General features: G+C 73.0%; 21 protein-coding genes and 2 tRNA genes. 13 read left to right on the top strand and 10 right to left on the bottom strand.

The genetic code is table 11. The features are described 5' to 3' along the window. Positions 1 to 106: 106 nt before the first annotated feature. Positions 107 to 448 carry a WhiB family transcriptional regulator gene (locus tag CHB94_RS22320; RefSeq protein ID WP_089338756.1) on the top strand — a complete coding sequence of 114 codons (342 nt, stop codon included), beginning with the start codon at positions 107 to 109 and terminating at the stop codon, positions 446 to 448. Between the two features lie 71 nt (positions 449 to 519). Next, positions 520 to 684, top strand: coding sequence for a hypothetical protein (locus CHB94_RS25445; protein ID WP_176445687.1), 165 nt, complete (start codon positions 520 to 522; stop codon positions 682 to 684). A 208-nt stretch (positions 685 to 892) separates the two neighbouring features. Here CHB94_RS25445 and CHB94_RS22315 read toward each other — a convergent pair whose 3' ends face one another. The 3 genes from CHB94_RS22315 to CHB94_RS25440 form a co-directional block, all read right to left on the bottom strand. Continuing rightward, complete coding sequence (locus CHB94_RS22315; RefSeq protein ID WP_217899439.1) at positions 893 to 2,218, bottom strand: ABC1 kinase family protein; 1,326 nt, start codon at positions 2,216 to 2,218, stop codon at positions 893 to 895. A 70-nt stretch (positions 2,219 to 2,288) separates the two neighbouring features. Further along, on the bottom strand, positions 2,289 to 3,425 hold the full coding sequence (locus CHB94_RS22310) for a ThiF family adenylyltransferase (RefSeq protein ID WP_089338755.1): 1,137 nt from the start codon (positions 3,423 to 3,425) through the stop codon (positions 2,289 to 2,291). A gap of 105 nt (positions 3,426 to 3,530) precedes the next feature. Further along, positions 3,531 to 3,683, bottom strand: coding sequence for a DUF5679 domain-containing protein (locus CHB94_RS25440; protein WP_012950213.1), 153 nt, complete (start codon positions 3,681 to 3,683; stop codon positions 3,531 to 3,533). A 614-nt stretch (positions 3,684 to 4,297) separates the two neighbouring features. On the opposite strand from CHB94_RS25440, the gene CHB94_RS22305 reads away from it, so the two are divergent. Continuing rightward, complete coding sequence (locus CHB94_RS22305) at positions 4,298 to 4,798, top strand: M48 metallopeptidase family protein (protein WP_254920853.1); 501 nt, start codon at positions 4,298 to 4,300, stop codon at positions 4,796 to 4,798. Between the two features lie 153 nt (positions 4,799 to 4,951). On the opposite strand, the gene CHB94_RS22300 is transcribed toward CHB94_RS22305, so the two are convergent. Beyond that, the gene (locus CHB94_RS22300) at positions 4,952 to 6,325 is read right to left on the bottom strand and encodes a zinc-dependent metalloprotease (protein ID WP_089338753.1); all 1,374 of its coding nucleotides are present in this window, start codon (positions 6,323 to 6,325) and stop codon (positions 4,952 to 4,954) included. A 183-nt stretch (positions 6,326 to 6,508) separates the two neighbouring features. On the opposite strand from CHB94_RS22300, the gene CHB94_RS22295 reads away from it, so the two are divergent. From CHB94_RS22295 to CHB94_RS22285, 3 genes are all read left to right on the top strand, one after another. Then, positions 6,509 to 7,531, top strand: a complete 1,023-nt coding sequence (locus CHB94_RS22295) for a YlbL family protein (RefSeq protein ID WP_089338752.1) — start codon at positions 6,509 to 6,511, stop codon at positions 7,529 to 7,531. A 155-nt stretch (positions 7,532 to 7,686) separates the two neighbouring features. Then, complete coding sequence (locus tag CHB94_RS22290; RefSeq protein WP_254920854.1) at positions 7,687 to 10,647, top strand: UPF0182 family membrane protein; 2,961 nt, start codon at positions 7,687 to 7,689, stop codon at positions 10,645 to 10,647. 67 nt (positions 10,648 to 10,714) lie between these two features. Continuing rightward, positions 10,715 to 10,788, top strand: a tRNA-Met gene (locus CHB94_RS22285). Between the two features lie 156 nt (positions 10,789 to 10,944). Here CHB94_RS22285 and CHB94_RS22280 read toward each other — a convergent pair. Beyond that, complete coding sequence (locus CHB94_RS22280; protein WP_141137603.1) at positions 10,945 to 11,406, bottom strand: hypothetical protein; 462 nt, start codon at positions 11,404 to 11,406, stop codon at positions 10,945 to 10,947. A 135-nt stretch (positions 11,407 to 11,541) separates the two neighbouring features. Here CHB94_RS22280 and CHB94_RS22275 point away from each other — a divergent pair. Both CHB94_RS22275 and CHB94_RS22270 read left to right on the top strand, forming a co-directional pair. After that, a tRNA-Met gene (locus CHB94_RS22275) sits at positions 11,542 to 11,615 on the top strand. A 288-nt stretch (positions 11,616 to 11,903) separates the two neighbouring features. Then, positions 11,904 to 12,194, top strand: coding sequence for a GNAT family N-acetyltransferase (locus CHB94_RS22270; RefSeq protein ID WP_089338749.1), 291 nt, complete (start codon positions 11,904 to 11,906; stop codon positions 12,192 to 12,194). A gap of 62 nt (positions 12,195 to 12,256) precedes the next feature. On the opposite strand, the gene CHB94_RS22265 is transcribed toward CHB94_RS22270, so the two are convergent. The 3 genes from CHB94_RS22265 to CHB94_RS22255 form a co-directional block, all read right to left on the bottom strand. Next, entirely contained in the window at positions 12,257 to 12,766 is a 510-nt protein-coding gene (locus CHB94_RS22265) for a VOC family protein (RefSeq protein WP_089338748.1), read from the bottom strand. Between the two features lie 162 nt (positions 12,767 to 12,928). Continuing rightward, the gene (locus CHB94_RS22260; protein WP_089338747.1) at positions 12,929 to 14,074 is read right to left on the bottom strand and encodes a cystathionine gamma-synthase; all 1,146 of its coding nucleotides are present in this window, start codon (positions 14,072 to 14,074) and stop codon (positions 12,929 to 12,931) included. Continuing rightward, the gene (locus CHB94_RS22255; protein ID WP_089338746.1) at positions 14,071 to 15,465 is read right to left on the bottom strand and encodes a cystathionine beta-synthase; all 1,395 of its coding nucleotides are present in this window, start codon (positions 15,463 to 15,465) and stop codon (positions 14,071 to 14,073) included. Before CHB94_RS22255 ends, CHB94_RS22260 begins: the two co-directional genes overlap by 4 nt. Positions 15,466 to 15,565: 100 nt before the next feature. Between CHB94_RS22255 and CHB94_RS22250 the strand changes: the two genes are divergently transcribed. Genes CHB94_RS22250 through CHB94_RS22235 form a run of 4 tightly spaced genes read left to right on the top strand, consistent with a single transcriptional unit; the run spans position 15,566 to position 18,692 of the window. Beyond that, positions 15,566 to 16,576 (top strand): aldo/keto reductase, encoded by a 1,011-nt coding sequence (locus CHB94_RS22250; RefSeq protein ID WP_089338745.1) that lies wholly within the window; start codon positions 15,566 to 15,568, stop codon positions 16,574 to 16,576. Further along, on the top strand, positions 16,573 to 17,052 hold the full coding sequence (locus CHB94_RS22245; protein WP_089338744.1) for an XdhC family protein: 480 nt from the start codon (positions 16,573 to 16,575) through the stop codon (positions 17,050 to 17,052). The genes CHB94_RS22250 and CHB94_RS22245 overlap by 4 nt, the downstream gene beginning before the upstream one ends. Before the next feature lie 4 nt (positions 17,053 to 17,056). Further along, a complete protein-coding gene (locus CHB94_RS22240) occupies positions 17,057 to 18,478 on the top strand; it encodes an FGGY family carbohydrate kinase (RefSeq protein ID WP_089338743.1) in 1,422 nt (473 codons plus the stop codon). 28 nt (positions 18,479 to 18,506) lie between these two features. Next, positions 18,507 to 18,692, top strand: coding sequence for a hypothetical protein (locus CHB94_RS22235; RefSeq protein ID WP_089338742.1), 186 nt, complete (start codon positions 18,507 to 18,509; stop codon positions 18,690 to 18,692). A gap of 35 nt (positions 18,693 to 18,727) precedes the next feature. Here CHB94_RS22235 and hisN read toward each other — a convergent pair whose 3' ends face one another. Both hisN and CHB94_RS22225 read right to left on the bottom strand, forming a co-directional pair. After that, positions 18,728 to 19,531, bottom strand: coding sequence for a histidinol-phosphatase (gene hisN / locus CHB94_RS22230; protein WP_089338741.1), 804 nt, complete (start codon positions 19,529 to 19,531; stop codon positions 18,728 to 18,730). Positions 19,532 to 19,553: 22 nt separating this feature from the next. Continuing rightward, positions 19,554 to 19,736, bottom strand: coding sequence for a DUF2795 domain-containing protein (locus CHB94_RS22225; RefSeq protein ID WP_089338740.1), 183 nt, complete (start codon positions 19,734 to 19,736; stop codon positions 19,554 to 19,556). Positions 19,737 to 19,790: 54 nt separating this feature from the next. On the opposite strand from CHB94_RS22225, the gene CHB94_RS22220 reads away from it, so the two are divergent. Beyond that, positions 19,791 to 20,327, top strand: coding sequence for a DUF2087 domain-containing protein (locus tag CHB94_RS22220; protein WP_089338739.1), 537 nt, complete (start codon positions 19,791 to 19,793; stop codon positions 20,325 to 20,327). The last annotated feature ends 52 nt before the right edge of the window (positions 20,328 to 20,379 follow it).

Raw genomic sequence — 20,379 nt, 5'->3', positions numbered from 1 at the left:
CCACCCGCTACGACAAGCTCGCCGTCCGCTACGAGGCCACCGTCCAGATCAGCGACATCGACATCTGGCTGCGCGACCTTTCAAACAGGGCCTAGGAGGAGCGGCAGTGCAGCAGACGATCGCCCGCCCGACGTCCCACCGCCGACCCGGGCTCCCCTGGACCGGGGGCTTCCCGCCGAGACGACCCACGCCACTGGCCCCCGCGCCGGTGCGGCGCCCCCTGCCGTGCCGGGTCGAGGACCCGGAGCTGTGGTTCGCCGAGAGCCCGGCCCAGCTCGAGCAGGCCAAGAGCCTGTGCCGCGACTGCCCGATCCGGAACGCCTGCCTGGCCGGCGCCCTGGACCGCGGCGAGCCGTGGGGTGTCTGGGGCGGCGAGATCTTCGAGCGCGGCGCCGTGATCGCGCGGAAGCGTCCGCGGGGACGTCCCCGCAAGGTCGCAGCCGCGTGAGACCCGACCACATCCATATCGACGGAGCCCATTCATCGGTGAGGGTCCGCACTTCTTCTGAAGGAACTGCCATGTACATGCTCGAACACGAGCTGGCCCGCAGCCGGATGGACGAGATGCAGGCCGAGGCCGCTGCGGCCTCGCGTGCTCGACGGCTCTACGTGGCCCACCGCGCGGCTCGTCGCGCGGAGCAGGCGGTGCGCCGCGCCGCCCGGGCCAGCGCCGCCGTCTACTGACGGTGATCACCTGGCGGGATCGGCCCTCGCGGTCGGTTCCGCCTTCCCCGCCGAGGCCGGGCAGGGACGCTCCCGGTGCGTCCCTGCCCGGCCTCGCTGTGACATTGCGGTCCTCCGGACCGCACCGCGCCAGGTGCCGTCCCCGAGTCCGCGGAGCCGTTCGGTCGCGCCTGCGCGGAGCCCTCCGGGCCCCACTCGGCGCGACCGTTCACTTCTCGACGAAGCCCGGGAGCCACTCCTCGATGACGCTCCGGTACTCCCCGGCGGAGTCGAGCTGGCAGAGCACCCCGATCGACCCGATCGTCACCCGGTGGATGAGCAGGTACGCCGGCGGCAGGTTCAGCTGCCGGCCGAGGCGGTTCGCGTCGGTGCGGGGGTCGGCGATCCGGGCCGCCTGCTCCTGCATCCACGCGCGCGTGAAGTGGAAACGCGGCTCCACCACCGGGTCGAGGAGTGGGCGGAGGTAGTCCAGTACCCCTTGGGCGTCGACCTCGATGTTGGGCCGCACGAAGCCCTCGGCCCGCAGGTCGGCGAGCACCTCGTCGGCCTTGCCTGCCAGCGCCCACCGCAGCAACCGGCCGATCGGCTCCGGATGACCGTCGGGCAGCCGCGCGGTCGCGCCGAAGTCGATGACCCCGAGCCGCCCGTCATCGAGGAGCCGGAAATTGCCCGGGTGCGGGTCGGCGTGCAGCAGCCCCGCCCGCTGGGGACCCGAGAAGTGCAGCACCGCCAGCAGGTGCCCGGCGCGGTCGCGCTGCTCGCGAGTGCCGGTGGCGATGATCCGGGCGAGCGGCGTGCCCTCGAGCCACTCAGAGACGATGACCTTCGGTGCGCTGGCCACGACCCGGGGGACGACGATCTGCTCGTCGCCGGCGTAGGCCGCGGCGAAGGCCCGCTGCGCGTCAGCCTCCAGCCCGTAGTCCAGTTCCTCGGCCACCCGCGCCTTGAGCTCGGCGATCAGCGGCTTGACGTCCATGCCCGGAAAGAGGGCGGCGAACAGCCGTGCGAACCGGGCCAGCTGATTGAGGTCGGCCATCAGCGCCGTCGCCGCGCCCGGGTACTGGATTTTGACGGCGACGTCCCGGCCGTCGCGCCAGGTGGCGCGATGGACCTGCCCGATGCTGGCCGCCGCGGCGGGCTGGTCGTCGAACTCGGCGAAGCGCTGGCGCCAGGTCCCGCCGAGCTGCTGCGAGAGGACCGCGTGCACGGTTCGTACCGGCATCGGCGGCGCCTCCTCCTGCAGCTTCACCAGCGCCTCCCGGTAGGGCGCCGCGATCTCCTCGGGCACGGCGGCCTCGAAGACCGACAGCGTCTGGCCGAGCTTCATCGCCCCGCCCTTGAGCTGACCGAGGACGGCGAACAGCTGCTCGGCGGTCCGTTGCTGGAGCTCGGCGGTGACTGCGTCGGCGGGCCGGCCGGAGAGCCGCTTGCCCAGGCCCAGGGTGGCGCGTCCGGCGGCCCCGAGGGGGAGCGAAGCCAGTCGCGCGGTCCGGGAGACCGAGCCACTGGGCATCACCGGTCCGTCGTCACTCACGCGTCCTCCTCGCCGGCGGGTGGGCCGCCTGCGGCGCCGCCGTGTCGTCTCGGTGAGCTCGCGAGCTCGATCAGCCACCCATTGTTCCCTGCCGGGGGTCGGTCCTGCTCACAGGAGTGGCGACCGGGGCACCCGCACGGACGGTCCGGCGGACCGGCGGACCGCTGATGGGTAGCTCACCGGACGCTCCGCAGGGGCATGCCGGATGCGCAGGCCAGTGACGCACCCGCGGTGCGAGGTGCGGTGGGCGAAGCTCGATCGTCGCCTCGAGCGCGCCCGGCGCGGCAGTGCCGTCCAGGTGGGCCAGCACCTGCAGTGCCGCCGTCGCCGCGGTCAGCAGGCAGGTGATGGTCGAGCCGCTGGGCGGGGGGTCGACCGCGGTCAACTGGGCCGCCAGGCGGGGCCAGCGCGAGTCGGCGTCCCGGCGATGGAGGTCGGCGCAGTGCAGGCAACTGGTCACGCCCGGGACGACCAGCGGGCCGACGACGCCGGTCTGTCCCCGGACGGTCGCGACCAGGTGCGGGACACCCGACCGGTGGATCCCCGCGACCAGCGGGTCCGAGGCGGCCCACGGCCGGGCGAGCACGACGAGGTCGGCGGCGTGCGACGGCAGCGGCCGGAGGTCGGTGAGGGGGCTCGCCCGGCGCACCGCGTCCGCGGCCGCCAGGGATCGCGGCCTGCCCTCGTCCGCCGCGCTCAGCCCCCCGACGACGGCATCCCCGGCGGCCGTAAGGCCCGGGTCCCGGACGCTGACCCGCCCGACGCCGCTCGCGGCCAGCATGGCGGCCAGCGGAGTGCCGACCCGGGTGGCCCCCTCGACCACGACCACGGCCTGCCGTCGCGCCCGCCAGCCGCCGGGCCGGGTCAGTGCCGCGGGCAGCTCCGACGCTGCGCGGGCGGTCGCGGCCGGTCCGGGGTCGGAAGCGAGGAGATCGGCGGCGTCGAGGTCGACGAGGATGCCCGCGGACCGGAGCCCGTCGAGGATCTGGGTGACGTGGTCGGGATCGTGTCCCTCGCGGGCGGCCTCGGCGACGACGGTCCGCTGGGCCCGTCGCCCGTCGAGCCCGCGCAGCAGAGCGGCCGCGGCGGCGCCGCCTGCGGCCAGCAGCAGACCGTCGGTGGCGTCGGTCCCGCCGACCTGTACCCCTCCGTCGTCGTGCAGCAGGGGAGTGGCGGCCGGGAGCAGGGGGTGGACGGTGTCGCTCACCGGGGCAGCGTCGCAGCGGCGGGCCCACGGCCGCAGCGTCCGTCCACAGGCCCAGGACGACGAAGAGCGGCGCCCCCACCGAGGACGCCGCCGTCGAGGTGTCCTTCAGGCCTTGCCGAGGATCCGGTTCATCTTGGTGCCGCACACCGGGCAGGTGCCCTGCGCCATCCGGCGGCCGGACTCGCTGACCTTGACCTCGCCGTCGAAGTCTCGCTTCTCCTTGCACTTCACGCAGTAGCCGTTGTAGCTCTCCGCCACGGGATCTCCTCGAACTAGGGGTGCCTCGGCACGCGCCGGACGGCGTTGCGCAGGCACGCTACCCGGGCGGGGGACGAGGGGTGGCGCGGGCGGCGGTCCTGTCCGCGTCGGTCGATGCCACTCCACCCACAGCCTGTGGACAACGTTGTGGATGCCATGGGGACCACTCGGCGTGTCGTTGTGCGTGGACCGGGGACGGGGGCGGGGACAACCACCTCCCAGCACGGGTCAGGGCCTCGCCCACCAGCGCGTGCGTCGGGATCCGACTGTGGACGGATGACCGGGCGCGACCGTGTCACCAGGTGGAGCGGCGGCCGTGTCCACCGTCCGTGCGACCTGTACCCGAGTCGGTGCCTCCACGGAGGCGCGCTGTCACCACGGTGGCTTACGGTGCCTGGGTGCCCGGAACGACTCCTGACGCTCACGCGTATCCCGAGCCGGCCGGACCTTCATCGCCCGCCGGCGGTGTCGGTCGTGCGGTGCCGGCGGCCCGTTCGGGGCGGGGAGCCGACGCGAGCGCCGCGGGCCGAGTCCCGGGACGCGGTGACCTGGCGGGTGGACCCGGCGACGCCGGCCTGGTCGAGGTCCGCCGCAGCGCACGACGCCGCCGCACGGTGACTGCCTACCGGGAGAAGGGGCGCACCGTCGTCCTGATCCCGGCCGCGTTCAGCCCCGCGGAGGAGCGGCGCTGGGTGGCGCAGATGGTGGCCAAGCTGCAGACGCGGGAGGAGCGGCGCCGCCGCTCGCTCGGTGGTGATGACGACCTGATGGCCCGCGCCCGGGCGCTGTCGGCAGCCCATCTGGACGGGCTGGCCGAGCCCGCCAGCGTCCGATGGGTGGACAACCAGAACCGCCGGTGGGGCTCCTGCACCCCGGCCGACCGCAGCATCCGGTTGTCCAGCCGACTGCGGGCGATGCCCGAGTACGTCGTCGACTACGTGCTCGTCCACGAACTGGTACACCTGCTCGAGCCCGGTCACGACGAGCGCTTCTGGGCCCTCGTCGCCCAGTACCCGCGGGCCGAGCGCGCCCGGGGCTTCCTCGAAGGCGTGGAGCTGGCCGCGGCGATCGGCGCACCGGCGGGCGAGGAGCCCGTCGCCGATCTCGTCGACTGAAAAGGGACCCCGTCCTCCTCACCCCTCGCACGCTCGCGGTGAGCCTCGGGACGGGCCCGACTCCTCACCCCTCGCACGCTCGGGGTGAGCTCGGGACGGGGCCTGACTCCCCCCACCTCTCGCCGGCTCGGGGCGGTGCGCGGGAGGGGGCCGTCAGCCCGGCTGCTGGCCCTCGTCGTCCTCGGGGGTCTGCGGCTGCGCCGGCTGTTCCGCGTCGTCGGCGGTGAGCGCCCTCAGCTCGTCGTCCATGCCCTGGCGTGCGACGAAGTCCAGCGGCTCGTCCAGGTCGTCGGACGTCGGCAGCAGGTCAGGGTGGGACCACAGCCGGTCCCGGTCGGCGCTCCCATGGCTCTGGCCCATGGCTGCCCACACGGTGGCGGCGTCACGCAGCCGCCGCGGGCGCAGCTCCAGCCCCACGAGGGTGGCGAAGGTCTGCTCCGCGGGCCCGCCCGAGGCGCGGCGGCGACGCATGGTCTCGGCCAGGGCGGAGTGACCGGGCAGCCGGTCCTTCGCCGCCTCGGCGACGACCGTGTCCACCCAGCCCTCGACCAGGGCGAGGAGGGTCTCCAGCCGGCGGAGCGCCATCTGCTGCTCGGGCGTCTCCTCCGGCTCGAGGACGCCGCTGCCGAGCAGCTGCTGGATGCTCTCCGGGTTGCTCGGGTCGATGCCCCCTTCCATCCCCGACATCGCCTCGGTGATCCCGCGTTCGATCGCCTCGCGGTCGATCGTGATCCCCCGGGCGTAGGCGTGCACGGCGTCCTGCAGCTGCTGGCGCAGCCACGGGACGTGGGCGAACAGCCGCTGCGAGGCGGCTTCCCGCAGGGCGAGGAACAGCCGGATCTCGTCGGCGGGACGGTCGAGCCCGGCCGCGAAGGCGGCGACGTTCTGGGGGACCAGCACCCCGGTTCCAGCGGGCGCGAGCGGGAGGCCGACGTCGGTGCTGGTGACCACCTCGTCGGCGAGCTTGCCGAGGGCCTGGCCGACCTGGGCCCCGAACATCAGCCCGCCCATCCGCCCCATGATCCCGGCGACCGGGCCGAACGACATGGCCGCTTCCTGCGGCAGTGCGCTGGTCATCGCAGCAACGACCTTCTCGGCGAGCGGGTCGATGAGGGCGCCCCATGCCGGGAGCGTCTGCTCGACCCACTCGACCCGGGACCAGGCGGCGGTGCGCTCGATGCCCGACGGCAGCTCGGTGACCTGGTCCAGCCACAGGTCGGCCAGCCGTAGCGACTCCGCAACGGCGGTCCGCTCGGCGTCCGACGACGGCTGGTGCCCGGCTGCGAGCTGGCTGATGGCGCCCTGGCGGGCGAGATCCCAGTTGACGGGGCCACCCGACCAGCTCATCAGTTTCTGCAGCTCGGCGAACAGCGGCATCTTGCCGAGCAGGTCCTCGGGGGAGCCGCCACCGGCGATGCCGCCGAACAAGGCGCCCAGACCGAAGGGATCACCCGCGGGGTTGCCCCCTTCTCCCCGGCGCTCGGGGTCGCGGTCGGGCAGTCCGAAGCCGAACGGCACGTCACTCATGCGTCCACGGTAGACGCCGGGAGAACCCCCAGAAGGACCTCGTCCTCCTCACCGCTCGCAGGCCCGCGACGAGCCTCTGGACGGGGCAACGAGCCGCTCGCGGGCTGGCGGCGAGCCTCTGGACGGGGCCACAGGTCCCGCGCCGACGGCATCGGCCAGGTTCGCCGCATAGGCTCGCCCGTCGTGACCCGCCGGATCGCCGTCCTGACCGCCGGTGTCGTCCTCCTGGTGCTGTTCGGGGTCCTCGGAACGACGCTGCCGGTGCCCTACGTCGCGCAGGTGCCCGGGCCGACGTTCAACACCCTCGGCGACGTCGAGGGTGAGCCGATCATCAGCATCGAGGGCCGGGAACGCGACGACGTCGAGGGAAATCTCAGCCTCACCACCGTCGGCGTGAGCCGCGGCGGGCTGAGCCTGGTCCATGCGGTCCGCGGCTGGTTCGACGACGAGGTCAGCGTCGTCCCCGAGGAGTCGGTGTACCCCCCGGACCGGTCCGAGGAGGACACCCGGCGGGCCAACCGCGAGGCGTTCCTGAGCTCCGAGCAGGCGGCGCAGACCGTGGCGCTGGGCCGGCTCGGCTATCCCGTGAAGGTCGTCGTCCAGGGGCTGGCCGAGGATTCGCCGTCGGAGGGGGCGCTGGAGGAGGGCGACGCCCTCGAGGCGGTCGACGGCGTCCCGACGCCGGACAGCGAGACGCTCGACGACGTCCTCGAGTCGATCCCCGGCGGCTCCACGGTGACGGTGTCCTACACGCGGCTCGGAGAGCCGGGCACGGTCACCGTCACCACCGCTCCGGCGCAGGAGCGCGAGGGTTCGCTGCTGGGCATCATGGTCCTCGAGCAGCCCTCGGCGCCCTTCGACGTCGACATCCAGGTGGAGGACGTCGGCGGGCCCTCGGCGGGACTGATGCTGACCCTCGGCATCCTCGATCTCGTCGGGGAGGACGACCTGACCGGCGGAGCGGTGGTCGCCGGCACCGGCACGATCGACACCGACGGCCGGGTCGGCCCGATCGGCGGGATCGCGCTGAAGATGGTGGCCGCTCAGGACATCGGCGCGGAGCTGTTCCTGGTTCCCGCCGGAAACTGTGCCGAGGCAGCGGCCGCGCCCGACCCCGGTTTCCCGCTGGCCCGGGTCGCGACGGTCGACGATGCCCTCCAGGCGCTCGCGGATCTCGACGCCGGGCGCACGCCGGCCGGCTGCTGACCACGGCCGCGCGGGAACCCCGTCGTCCCTCGCGCGTTGTGCTCAATGTCGGCGTTCCTCCTGCGGGACCGGAGCCCGCACGAATTCCTGCCGGTGACCCCGGGGTCACCGGTCGCCTCGTAACTGCATGCAACTGAAGGAGAGCGCTCGTGGCCATGCGGCCCCCCGTGCCGGTGCCGGCTCTGTCGCGTCGCGCGAAGCTGGTCCTCGGCGCCGTCGCCGTGCTGCTGGTGTTGTTCACCGCCATCGGCACGCTGACCAACGTCTACGTCGACTACCTGTGGTTCGACGAGACGGCCTACACCGAGGTCTTCTGGACCGAGCTCCAGACCCGGGCGCTGCTGTTCGCCGTCGCCGGCGTGGCCACCGGTGGCCTGGTCGCCCTGTCGATCCACCTCGCCTACCGCTTCCGGCCCACCTTCCGGCCGATGTCGCTCGAGCAGCAGAACCTCGAGCGCTACCGGCAGTCGCTGGAGCCGCGCCGCGGGCTGGTGCTGACGGCGGTGGCCGTCGTCCTGGGCCTGTTCGCCGGCTTCACCGCCCAGGGCAGCTGGCAGACCTGGCTGACCTTCCGCAACAGCACCGAGTTCGGGCGGACCGACCCCCAGTTCGGGATCGACCTGTCCTTCTTCGTCTTCGACTACCCGTTCTACCGGCTGGCGCTGGGGTTCGGCTTCGCGATCGTGCTGCTGGCTCTGATCGGGTCGGTGCTGACGCACTACGTCTTCGGCGGCCTGCGGCTGCAGACGCCGGGACAGAAGCTGACGGCGGCGGCCCGGGTTCAGCTGTCGGTGCTGCTCGGCCTGTTCGTGGCCCTCAAGGCGGTGGCCTACTGGCTGGACCGCTACGGGCTGGTCTACTCCGACCGCGGTGAGGTCTTCACCGGCGCCAGCTACACCGACATCAACGCCCTGTTGGTGCCCAAGACGATCCTCGTGTTCGTCGCGGCGGTCTGTGCCCTCGCCTTCTTCGCCAACATCTTCGTGCGCAACTTCCTGCTGCCGGCCGCCGCGCTGGTGCTGCTGCTGATCTCCAGCCTGGTGATCGGCGTCGCCTACCCCGCGATCGTCCAGCAGTTCGTGGTGCGGCCCAGCGCCGACCAGCGGGAGGCTCCCTACATCGACCGGGCCATCGAGTCCACGCTGGACGCCTACAACCTGTCCGAGGTCGACTACGTCGACTACGCGCAGGACGCCACCGGCGACGAGGTGGACACCGAGGCGGCGCAGGCCGAGCTGCGCAACGACACGGAGACCATCCCGAACGCCCGGCTGCTGGACCCGAACGTCCTCTCGGAGACGTTCACCGCCCGCCAGCAGATCCGCAACGTGTACGGCTTCCCCGAGAAGCTCGACATCGACCGCTACACCATCGACGGCGAGACCCGCGACTACGTCGTGGCGGTGCGCGAGCTCAACAGCTCGGGGCTGTCGGAGAACCAGGACACCTGGATCAACCGGCACACCGTCTACACCCACGGCAACGGTTTCGTCGCCGCGCCCGCCAACGAGGTCGTCGCCGGCCAGGAGGGTGGCGAGCCGAACTTCACCACCCGCGACCTGCCCACCGTCGGCAACATCAAGGTCGACCAGCCGCGGATCTACTACGGCGAGCTGATCCAGCAGAACGGCCAGGACGTCTACTCGGTGGTGGGCGCCCCCGAGGGCTCCGAGCCGCGCGAGTTCGACCGTCCCGAGGACGGTTCGGACGAGGGCCAGGTCAACAACACCTACGACGGTGAGGGCGGCGTCGAGATCGGCAGCTTCTTCCGGCAGCTGACCTTCGCCATCCACTACCGGGAGCGGAACTTCCTGCTCTCCGGCGCCGTCAACGACGAGTCGAAGGTGCTCTACGTCCGCGATCCGCGCGACCGCGTCGAGAAGGCCGCACCCTTCCTCGAGGTCGACGGCGACCCCTACCCCGCGGTCATCGACGGCCGGGTGAAGTGGATCCTCGACGGCTACACCACCTCTGACGCCTATCCCTACGCGGAGCCGCGCGACCTGGGGACGACGGCGCAGGACTCGCTCACCGGAGCGGGCACGACGGCGCTGCCGAACGACCAGTTCAACTACATCCGGAACTCGGTCAAGGCGACGGTCGACGCCTACGACGGCACCGTGACGCTGTACGAGTGGGACCGGGAGGACCCCGTCCTCCAGACCTACATGAAGGCGTTCCCCACCACGGTGCAGGACTTCGAGGACATTCCCGACGAACTGATGACCCACGTCCGGTACCCGGAGGACCTGTTCAAGCTGCAGCGGGACATCCTGACCCGGTACCACGTGTCCGACCCGGTCGACTTCTTCAACCAGAACGACCGGTGGCAGGTGCCGGACGACCCCACGCAGGACACCGACGAGGCTCAGCCGCCGTACTACATCCTGGCCCAGCGCCCGGGGGATGAGGAGGCGTCCTTCCAGCTGACCAGCGCGCTGAACGCCTTCAACCGGGAGAACCTCTCCTCGTTCATCTCCGCGTCCAGCGACCCGGGCACCTACGGGGAGATCCAGGTCCTGCGGCTGCCGGGGAACACGCCGTTCCGCGGGCCGCAGCAGGTGCAGCAGTCGTTCATCACGAACAACCAGGTGCGACCGGACCTCACCTTGTTCAACAGCCAGGAGTCCCGGGCGGTGTTCGGGAACCTGCTGACCTTGCCGATCGGGGAGGACGGGCTGCTCTACGTCGAGCCGCTCTACGTCCAGGGCACGGGGGAGAACTCGTTCCCGCTGCTGCAGAAGGTGCTGGTCAACTACGGGGACCGGGTGGGCTATGCCAACACCCTGTCCGAGGCGCTGGACCAGGTCTTCGGCGCCGGTGCAGGGGAGTCGGCCGTCGACAGCGGGGAGGCCCCGACCCCCGACGGAACCACGACGCCGGCGCCGAGCGAGCCGACGACGCCCACCACCCCACCCGACGGTGGCGGCACCCCCGGTGGTGCAGGGCTCGACCAGGCGGTGGCGGACATCGAGGCGGCACTGCGGGCCCTGGAGACCGCGCAGCGCAACGGCGACTTCGCCGGTCAGGGTCAGGCGCTGGCCGACCTGCAGGCCGCCGTCACCGCGTACCAGAGCGCGCAGCAGGCGGCCCCTGCGGCGCAGCCGCCCGGGTGAGATGAGGGGAGGGCGCGGGTCCCGCGCCCTCCCCTCCGTGCCGGGCTGGTAGAGTGGTTTCTGCCGACGCGGGGTGGAGCAGCTCGGTAGCTCGCTGGGCTCATAACCCAGAGGTCGCAGGTTCGAATCCTGCCCCCGCTACGACGACGGAAGCCCGGCCCCTCAGGGGCCGGGCTTCCGCGCGTTCGGGGGCCCGGTCGACGCCGGGCCGACCGGTTCTCAGCCCGTGCTCACCTGCCTGCGCCCGCTTCCGGTGGCGCCTCCCGCGGCCGGATCCAGGTCACCTCCGTGCGACGGTCAGACGACGCTGAGGTAGGCCTCGTGCTTGCGCAGTCGCTGATTGGGGCGGACGGCCGGGCGCGGCACGGAGGCATCCACCGGCTCGGCTGCCGGGTGGGCCGCTGCCGGCGGCTGCACCGCATGGCCGGGCTTCGCCGGTCGGGTGTGCATCCCCGGGAGCAGGGCGTGCGGCCGGGTCGCGTCGTCCTCGTCCTTCCGGGGATCGGCGGCTGGGCGGACGGCGACCGGGAACGGTTCCTTGTGCGGGGGGCGCTTCGGGTCAGGCAGGCGAAGGTCGGCCAGGTCCATCCAGGCGGAGTGGCGCAGTCCGTCGACCCGGCAGCGCACGCGCGCCGCGACCCGGCCGTTGCTCTCGTGCCGCCAGCCGATCAGCTCGCCGGAGTACCAGATGCCGCGGTGGTGGATCTCCACCGGCTGTGGCCGCCCGGCGAACATGCGCGCCGCCCCGTTCCCCACCACGTAGCCGACTGTAAGTGGACGAGCACGCACAGATTGGAAGGCGCGCGCCTGGGAACCGTGTGACGGGGTGCCCCGGGTGCCGTCCGGAGTGGGTGCGGGAGCGGTCCCAGCGCCGTGTACCCTCGTATCTACCGACGCGGGGTGGAGCAGCTCGGTAGCTCGCTGGGCTCATAACCCAGAGGTCACAGGTTCGAATCCTGTCCCCGCTACGACGAAGGGCCCGGCCACCTCGGTGGCCGGGCCCTTCTGCCTGCGCGCATCCGTTCGGGGTGTCTGCACCGGATCGCCCGTTCCGCATCCAGCTGCTCGTCGCCGGCGCGCGCATTCCAGGAGCTGGCACCCGAGGTCTTCGAGGTCGCCGACGACGGCGCCCTCGTCGTCCACCGGCCGGCCGCCGGGGACGGGCGACCCGACGTCCGGACGCGTCTCTGCCCGTCCGCACGGCCGTTGTCCCCGTCCCGTGATGGGAACCGCCGCGCCTGGGGTAGGTGCCCGGAATGGAGCCCACCGTCCGGGACGCCCCGGAAGCCAGCAGATACGAGATCCGCGACGGCGAGCAGCTGCTCGGCCACGCCGACTACGAGCGACGCGGGGACACCGTCGTGTTCACCCACACCGAGGTCGACCAGGACTCGGACCGGAAAGGCCTGGGCAGCACCCTGGTGCGCGCGGCCCTCGACGACGTTCGGGCCAAGGGCGGCTCGGTCCTGCCGCAGTGCTCGTTCGTCCGCGGCTGGATCGAGAAGCACGACGACTACGCCGATCTCGTCGCGGCGCCGGGCAGCTGACGGCGGCCCCGTCCCGGGTCCCGCGCCGAGCTTGCGAGGGGCGGGGAGGACGGGGTCCTCGTTCAGAGGACGTGGTGGCCGTACATCTCACCCAGTGGGTCGGCGATGAGCTCGATGCGGGCGCCGTCAGGGTCGCGGAAGTAGACCGAGACCCCGCTGTGCACCTCGTGCTCCACGCCGGCCTCGGCGAGCCGCTCGACGAGCTTCCCCCAGCGGTCGGGATCCACGCTGATCGCCATGTGGTGCAGGCCGCCCAGGACCTCGGCGTAGGGCCCGACGTCCAGCCCCGGGAAGTCGAAGAAGGCCAGCAGGTTGCCGTTGCCGATGTCGAAGAAGAAGTGCGACGAGCCGGGGTAGTCGCGGTTCTCGATCAGCTCGGTGAGCGGAAAGCCGAGCACGTCCTGGTAGAAGCGCACGGTCCGCTCGACGTCGCTGCTGATCAGCGCCGTGTGGTGCAGCCCGCGCGCGCTCGAGGCCGGCCGCTCGCCGGCGGGCTTGAGGTACGTCTCCCGGAGGCGGGCGCGCTCCTGCTCGAGCGCAGCGAGGTCACGGGTGCTCTCGGTGGCGGTCATGACTCGATCCTCCCTCGACTCGGGCTGTCGGAGTGTGGGCGCCGAGCCCGGGTGCTCGATGCCCGGTGACCATGCAGCGATCACTTCGCGCCGGTCCTGGCCGCGGCCCCGTCCAGAGGCTCGCCCCGAGCCTGCGAGGGGTGAGGGGGACGGGGTCCTTCTTCAGCCCAGCGCCTGCTCGAGGTCGGCCAGGAGGTCGTCGACGTCCTCGATGCCCACCGAGAGCCGCACCAGGTCGGCGGGCACCTCCAGGGGTGAGCCGGCCGCGCTGGCGTGGGTCATCCGGCCCGGGTGCTCGATCAGCGACTCCACTCCGCCCAGGGACTCGGCGAGGGTGAACAGCTGCGCCCGCTCGCACACCTTGAGTGCCTGCTCCTCGCCGCCGGTCAGGCGGAAGGAGAGCATCCCCCCGAACCCCGACATCTGGCGCGCGGCGATCTCGTGGCCGGGGTGGTCGGGCAGCCCCGGGTAGAGCACTGCCGCCACGTCGGGACGGTCGACGAGGAACTCGGCGATACGGGCCGCGTTGGCCTGGTGCCGGTCCATGCGCACGCCGAGGGTCTTGAGGCCGCGCAGCACCAGCCAGGCGTCGAACGGTCCGGCGACGGCTCCCATCGCGTTCTGGTGGTAGGCCAGCTGCTCGGCGAGGTGGGCGTCCGCGGTGACCAGGGCGCCGCCCACGACGTCGGAGTGACCGCCGAGGTACTTCGTCGTCGAGTGCACCACGACGTCGGCGCCCAGGGTCAGCGGCTGCTGCAGATAGGGCGAGGCGAAGGTGTTGTCGACGACGAGCAGCGCACCGTGCTCGTGGGCGAACTCGGCGAGCCGGGCGATGTCGGCGATGTTGAGCAGCGGGTTGGTCGGCGTCTCGCACCAGATGACCCGGGTCGTCGGCCGCATGACCGCGCGCAGGGCGTCGAGGTCGTTGAGATCGGCCGGCGTGTGCTCGACGCCCCAGCGGGAGGCGACCCGCGAGATCAGCCGGAACGTGCCCCCGTAGGCATCGCCCCCCAGCACGATGTGCGAGCCGGGTTCGCAGACCGTCCGCAGGAGGGTGTCCTCGGCGGCCAGGCCGGAGGCGAACGCCATGCCGCTGGTGCCTTGCTCGAGAGCGGCCAGGGCCTCCTGGAGGGCCGTGCGCGTGGGGTTGGCGCTGCGGCTGTACTCGTATCCGCCACGCAGCCCGCCGACGCCGTCCTGCTTGTACGTGGTCGTCAGGTGCACCGGGACGATCACCGCTCCGGTGGCCGGGTCGGGCTCCTGACCGGCGTGGATGGCGCGGGTGTTGAAACCGCCGGGGTGCGTCATGACTCGACCGTCTGCGTCAGCCCCGCCAGGTGACCGAGCACGTCCTGCCGGGTGACCACGCCGGCCGGCTTGCCCTCCACGTGCACCAGCAGCGCGTCGGCCGACCCGAGCGCGGTGACCGCGGCGGTCACCGCCTCGCCGGACCCGATGATCGGCAGGGGTGGGGACATGTGCTTCTCCACCCGGTCGGCGAGGCTCGCCGTCCCGGCGAACAGGGCGTCGAGCAGGGTCTTCTCGTCCACCGAGCCGACCACCTCGCCGGCGGTCACCGGCGGCTCGGCCCGCACGACCGGCAGCTGGCTGACGCCGTACTCGCGCAGGATGTCGATCGCGTCGCGGACGGTCTCGTTCGGGTGGGTGTGCACGAGGGTCGGCGTATCGCCGGACTTCGTGTGCAGCAGCTCGCCGACGGTCTCGCCGGACGTGGACTCCAGGAAGCCGTAGTCGGCCATCCACTCGTCGTTGAAGATCTTGTTGAGGTAGCCGCGGCCCCCGTCGGGGAGCAGCACGACCATGACGTCGTCCTTCGTGAGCTTCTCGGCGGCGCGCAGGGCGGCGACGACCGCCATCCCGCAGGAGCCGCCGACCAGCAGGCCCTCCTCGCGGGCCAGCCGGCGGGTCATGGCGAAGGAGTCCCCGTCGGAGACGGCGATGATGTCGTCGGCGATCTCCCGGTCGTAGGTCGAGGGCCAGAAGTCCTCGCCGACGCCCTCGACGAGGTACGGCCGGCCGGTGCCCCCGGAGTAGACCGAGCCCTCGGGGTCGGCCCCGACGACGCGGACGCGCCCGCCCGAGGCCTCCTTGAGGTAGCGGCCGATTCCGCTGATCGTGCCGCCGGTGCCCATGCCGGTGACGAACGTGGTGATCCGGCCCTCGGTCTGCGCCCAGATCTCCGGACCGGTCGTCTCGTAGTGCGACTGCGGGTTCGCCGGGTTGGAGTACTGGTCGGGCTTCCAGCCGCCGGGAGCCTCACGGGCCAGCCGATCCGACACCGAGTAGTACGAGCGGGGGTCGGCGGGGTCGACGGCGGTGGGGCAGACCACCACCTCCGCGCCGTAGGCCCGCAGCACGTTGATCTTCTCCTGCCCGACCTTGTCGGGGCAGACGAAGATGCACGAGTACCCGCGCTGCTGGGCGACGAGGGCCAGCCCGATGCCGGTGTTGCCGCTGGTCGGTTCCACGATGGTTCCGCCGGGCTTCAGCGCACCGCTGGCCTCGGCGGCGTCGACCATGCGCACGGCGATCCGGTCCTTCACGGATCCGCCGGGATTGAGGTACTCGAGCTTCGCGAGCACCAGGGGTGCGTCGGGCCCCAGGTCACGGGTCACCGAGGTGAGCCGGACGAGCGGGGTGTTGCCGACCAGGTCCACGACGGACTCGGCGTACTGCACGGGACCTCCTCGCCGGGCCCCGACCACCGGCGCCCTGCAGGCCCATTCCACCAGAGGCCGTGGGTGGCCGGTGGGGAAGGCCACAGGCGAGGATGCGGGAATGAGTTCCGACCTCGCCACCCGCACCCTCGGACGCGACGGCCTGGCGGTCTCCGCGCTCGGTCTGGGCTGCATGGGGATGAGCCAGATGTACGGCGCGGCCGATCGTCAGGAGTCGATCGCCACGATCCACCGCGCGCTCGACCTCGGCGTGACATTCCTCGACACCTCCGACGTCTACGGCGACGGACACAACGAGGAACTGGTCGGTGAGGCGATCTCCGGACGGCGCGACGAGGTGCAACTGGCCACCAAGTTCTCCCTCACGCACAGCCCGGACGGCGGGATGACGATCGACGGGCGGTCCGAGAACGTCCGGGCGTGCGCGGAGGCCAGCCTGCGCCGACTGGGCGTCGACGTGATCGATCTCTACTACCAGCACCGGGTCGACCCGACCGTGCCGATCGAGGACACCGTCGGCGCGATGGCCGAGCTGGTGGCGCAGGGCAAGGTCCGGTACCTCGGCCTGTCGGAGGCCAGTGCGGCCTCCATCCGACGGGCCGTCGCCGTGCACCCGATCGCCGCGCTGCAGAGCGAGTGGTCGCTGTGGACCCGGGATCTGGAGGACACCGTGCTCGGCGTGGCCCGCGAGCACGGCATCGGCATCGTCCCGTTCAGCCCGCTGGGCCGCGGCTTCCTCACCGGGGCCATCACCAGCCCGGCCGACTTCGCCGAGGACGACTGGCGCCGCAGCCACCCGCGCTTCACCGGGGAGGCGTTCGCGGCGAACCTGCGGCTGGTCGACGCCGTCCGCGAGCTGGCCGCCGAGAAGGGCGCGACCCCGGGCCAGCTCGCCCTCGCCTGGGTCATGGCCCAGGGCGACGACGTCGTCCCCATCCCCGGCACCAAGCGGCGGTCCTACCTGGAGGAGAACGTGGGCGCGGCGGCGGTCGAGCTCACCGGGGAGGACCTCACCCGACTGGACGCCATCGCGCCGCCCGGGGTCGCCGTCGGCGGCCGGTACGCGAACACCTCCTACGCCTACGGCGACAGCCCGGAGCGGGCGGGATGAGCGCCGACCGCCTGCTCGTGGCCGTCTTCGGCTCGCCGGTGTCGGAGGTGCTGCTGCGCTGGGCCACCGAGCTCGGCTACCGGACCGTTCTCGTGGAGCCGGACCCCTCGCCGAGCTCCGGCATCGCCGCCGACCTCGTCGTGCGCGGGTTCTCCGAACTCGACGGGGAGCTGGCCGGCGGGACCGCCGATGTCGTCGTGACCGATCACCACCGGGCGGAGCTGGGCGAGCTGCTCCGCGACGCCCTGGCCCGGCCCAGCCGGTGGATCGGCGTCATGGGCAACCCGCGGCACGAGGGACCGCACGTCGCCGCGCTGACCGCCCTCGGCGTCCCGTCCGAGGAGATCGCGCGGGTCCACCGGCCGATCGGGCTGGACATCGGCTCCCGCGAGCCGGCGGAGATCGCGGTCTCCACGCTCGCCGGTCTGCTCGCCGACCGCAACGGCCGCAGCGGCGGCTTCGCCCACGGCGGCTGAGCGGATGACCGACGTCCTGCTCGGCGCCGACCTCGGCACCAGCGGACTGAAACTGGTCGCGCTGGGCCCCGACGGCGCCGTCGTCGCGGAGGCCGAGCGCGGCTACGCCTACGCGCGGCCCGGGCCGGAGCTGGCCGAGATCGAGGTCGGGACCTGGCGGTCGGCCTTCGACGACGCCCTCGCGGCCGTCGTCGCGGATCTGGCGGGCGCGCGCATCCGGGCACTGAGCTTCTCCGGGCAGATGCACGGCGCCGTCCTCGTCGACGGGGCCGGTGCCGCTCTGCGGCCGGCGCTGCTGTGGCCCGACCAGCGGGCATCCGGCGAGCTGGCGCGGTGGGAGGCCCTGCCCCCGGACGCCCGGGCCGCGCTCGCCAATCCGCTGGTGCCCGGCATGACCGGACCGCTGCTCGGCTGGCTGGCCCGGCACGAGCCGGAGGTGGTCGAGCGGGCGGCGGCGGTGCTGCTGCCGAAGGACGCATTGCGGGGGACCCTCGTCCACGGCCCCGTCGTGACCGACCGCAGCGACGCCTCGGCGACCCTGCTCTGGGACGTCGTCGCCGACGACTGGTCCGCCGCCGCGGTCGCGGCGGCGGGCATCCCCGCCCGGCTGCTGCCGGCGGTCCGCCCTTCGGACGAGGCCTGGGGGATCGCCCGCCTACCGGTCGGCGAGGTTCCCGTGGTCGTCGGCGGGGCGGACACCCCGCTGGCGCTGCTGGCCGCGGGCGCCACCGGCGGGGTGCAGGTGAACCTGGGCACCGGTGCCCAGCTCCTCCGTCCCGGCCGGAGCCCCCGGCCGGTGGCCGAGCCCGTGGTGCACACCTACGCCGACACGACGGGCGGCTGGTACGCGATGGCGGCCCTGCAGAACGGGGGGTCGGCCTGGGAGTGGGCGTGCCGCGTGCTCGGACTGTCGTGGACGGAGTTCCTCGACGCGGCCTCCTCCGTTCCGGCCGGTGCCGGGGGAGTGGTGTTCCGGCCGTTCCTCACGGGGGAACGGGGCGGCGTCGCGGGCCCTGCCGACCGTGGCGGTTGGACCGGGCTGTCGGCCGGGACCACGCGCGCGGACCTGGCCCGGGCGGCGCTCGAGGGCGTGTTCTTCGCCGTCCGGGCGGCGTTCGAACTGCTCGAGGTGTCCGACGGCGAGCCGGTCCTGCTCACCGGCGGCGCGGCGCGTTCCGGCGTCCTCGTCCAGATGCTGGCCGACGTGCTCGCCCGGCCGGTCCGCTCCCTGGGTCTGCGCAGCGCATCGGCGGTCGGCGCGGCGCTGCTGGCCGGTCGAGGAGTGGGGCTCGACGTCGACCCGCAGCGGGACGCCGGGCCGCTGGTGGAGCCGCGGCCGGCGGGCGGCCTGGAGCGGGCCGCGCAGCGGTGGGCCCGGAACGACCGGGTAGCCCGTGCCGTTGGACCGGACAGCGGAGCCGGCTAGCGGCTCCCGACGAGAGGGGACGGCCCCGATGGCGTCGTTGTTCAGCAAGGTCGCCCAGTTCGCCAACAGCCCGCAGGGCAAGCGGGCGATCCGTTCGGCCACCGAGAAGGCCCAGGGGCTGGCCAAGGACCCGAAGACCCGGGCGAAGATCGACGACGTCCGCCGCCGTCTCCAGGGTGGTCGCGGCGGCACGGGCGCCGGCCCCGCCGCCTGAGGTCCTGACCGATCGTCCGAGGCCCGGCCCCGCGGTCAGGCGGGGCCGGGCAGCCCCACGTGGGCCAGAGCAGCGTCGTGCAGCTTGCCGTTGGTGGCCAGCGCGTGACCGCCGGCCGGCCCCGGTGCGCCCGTCAGGTCGCTGAACCGGCCCCCGGCCTCCCGGACGATGACGTCGAGCGCGGCAAGGTCCCAGACCGACACCTCCGGTTCGCAGGCGATGTCGACCGCGCCCTCGGCCAGCAGGCAGTAGCTCCAGAAGTCGCCGTAGGCGCGGGTCCGCCACACCGAGCGGGTGAGGTCGAGGAAGCCGTCGAGCACGCCGCGCTCCTTCCAACCGGAGAGGCTCGAGTAGGACAGGCTCGCGTCGCCGAGATCGGCAACCTCCGAGACGTGGCACCGGCTGGCGGTCTCCAGCCGCCGGCCGGTCCAGGCGCCCACGTCCTTCGCCGCCCACCAGCGCTTGTTCAGCGCCGGCGCGGACACCAGGCCGACCACCGGCTCGTCGCCGTCCAGGAGCGCGATGAGGGTGGCCCACACCGGGACCCCCCGGACGAAGTTCTTCGTCCCGTCGATGGGGTCGAGCACCCAGCGACGCCGCCCGTGGCCCGCCGTCCCGAACTCCTCGCCCATGACGGCGTCGCGGGTGCGCGCGCGGCTCAGGGTGATCCGCAGGTGCTCCTCGACGGCTCGGTCGGCGTCGGTCACCGGCGTCAGGTCCGGCTTGGTGTCGACCGTCAGGTCCTGTGCTTTGAAGCGGTCCAGGCTGATCGAGTCGGCCTGATCGGCCAACACGTGCGCCAGCCGCATGTCCTCGGAAAAGCCCCGGCTGGATGTCATGGACACCGAACCTAGCCGGGGATCAGTCGAAGACCGCCGAACTGACCCCGCTGGGACCCTCGTACTCGCGGTCCTCGATGTTCTTGAGGGCCTCGATCACTTCGTCGTCGCCGCCCTGCTGCTCGGCGTGCCGCACGATGTCGTCCTTGCTGGCGGGATAGTCCATCCCGGACAACGCCTTCTGGATGTCGATCGGACTCACCATGTCCGTCCACCTACCCCCGCCCGGCGGTGACGATGCGCCGATACCGTCGGACGGGTGGACGCCGCGACGATCGCCGGGCTGCTGGCCGACCCCGCCCGGCTCAAGGTGGTCGCCGCCCTGGCGCTGGGTGCGGAAACGATCGAGGAGGTGTCCGCCGCCTCGGGCCTGCCCCTCAAGGACGTGGCACTGGCCGCGCGCCGGCTGGCCCGCGCCGGGCTGGTGCACCGCGACGGCCACGTGCTCGCGCTGCACACCGAGCGCTTCGGCGCCGCGGCCCGCGCCGCCGCTGAGGCGGCGCCCGCACCCGAGCCGCTCTCGTCGGACCCGGCCGAGGACGCCGTCCTGTCGGCGTTCGTCCGGGGCGGCCGGCTGGTCTCGATCCCGGCCCAGCAGAGCAAGCGGCGGGTGGTCCTGGAGCACCTCGTGCGGGTGTTCGAGCCCGGCGTCCGCTACCCCGAGCGCGAGGTCAACGCCCTGCTGGCGGTCTGGCACGCCGACGTGGCGGCCCTCCGCCGCTACCTGGTCGACGAGGGACTGCTGACGCGGGAGGCCGGCGTGTACTGGCGCAGCGGCGGTTACGTCGAGGTCTGAACCGGCCCCTGCAGGGTCCCGCTGCGAGCCTGCGAGCGGCGGGGGGCAGGGG

This window comes from Blastococcus mobilis, from assembly GCF_900188025.1.
GTDB lineage: Bacteria > Actinomycetota > Actinomycetes > Mycobacteriales > Geodermatophilaceae > Blastococcus_B > Blastococcus_B mobilis.
This window is presented reverse-complemented; position numbering and strand designations above follow the sequence as displayed.